The organism is Psychrobacter sp. TB20-MNA-CIBAN-0197 (assembly GCF_040309765.1).
GTDB lineage: Bacteria > Pseudomonadota > Gammaproteobacteria > Pseudomonadales > Moraxellaceae > Psychrobacter > Psychrobacter submarinus.
In genome coordinates this window covers 1-1,087 of record NZ_JBEOPC010000071.1, presented here as the reverse complement: position 1 = coordinate 1,087, position 1,087 = coordinate 1, and the positions used below count along the sequence as shown (strand labels likewise).

At 37.5% G+C, this 1,087-nt stretch carries 1 protein-coding gene; it reads right to left on the bottom strand.

Going from position 1 to position 1,087, the window contains the following annotated elements:
- Positions 1-251: 251 nt before the first annotated feature.
- Positions 252-1,085 (bottom strand): cation efflux transmembrane domain-containing protein, encoded by an 834-nt coding sequence (locus tag AAEY83_RS12665; protein WP_058023794.1) that lies wholly within the window; start codon positions 1,083-1,085, stop codon positions 252-254.
- Positions 1,086-1,087 lie beyond the last annotated feature (2 nt).

The following is a 1,087-nucleotide window of genomic DNA, read 5'->3' as shown; positions in this document are numbered from 1 at the left end:
CGTTTAGATTAAATACTTACACAAAATTTAGGAAGGTCTCCCAGATTCTTATCAAAGACTTCATCATCTATTATTCGCCAAACGGCAACTTGCTGATGGTCTTTGGTGGTGACTAGATTTAAAGTTTGTTCAATCATTGCTTGAGGTCTCATATCCTTATGATGTTTATTTGCTTCAAACCCAGTTACTTTACACTTAGCGGTTTAATTAAGCTACTTACTTGAGCTATTTGCTTCAGTTATTAGGCTTGGCTACTTACTCAACTTCAATATTCTAAAGGCGCCCTGAATAACTAAAGCAAATACGATGCTACCAATAATCAAATCAGGCGTACTAGAGTGTAACCAATTAACCAAAATCCCTGCAACAATTACCCCTAAATTGATAATCACATCGTTTGAAGTGAAAATCATACTGGCTTGCATATGGGCTTCTTCTTCTTTGCTTTTCGATTTTTGTAGTAAATAGAGGCAAATCAAGTTTGCAATTAGCGCAAGAATCGATATGACTATCATGGTAGAAAAGTCAGGTAACTGCTCATTGCCAAAGAAACGTCTTAGTACTTCTAAAAAACCAAGAATCGCTAGCGTAATTTGAAAATATCCGGCAATTCTAGCAATCCGTTTTTTCTTAATGACCGTTCCACCGACCGCAAATAAGCTAATTCCGTACACGAAGCTATCTGCTAACATATCTAAGCTGTCGGCGACCAACCCCATCGAACGAGAAATCAGTCCCGTGCTCATTTCAATAATAAAGAAAGCAAAGTTAATGACCAGCACTATCCATAGTAGCTTTCTTTGCTCAGCATCTTTTTTGTGACTAGAGTCAGCATCAATTTTAAAATTATTGTTGGGATCAGAGGGGTCAATGGTTTCGGTCGAGAGTAGGGTGTCTCCTAATTTTAGGTCATGAATAGCAGTCTCTATCCCTTCTATATTGTCATGATGAAACACAGTTAATTGACGGTTAGGAATATCGAACTCAAGATGTTCAATATTCGAGTGGCCCTCTAATTTCATTCGGATTAGGTTTTCCTCCGAAGGGCAGTCCATCTTCGATATTTTAAAAGTTGTTTTATTCATAG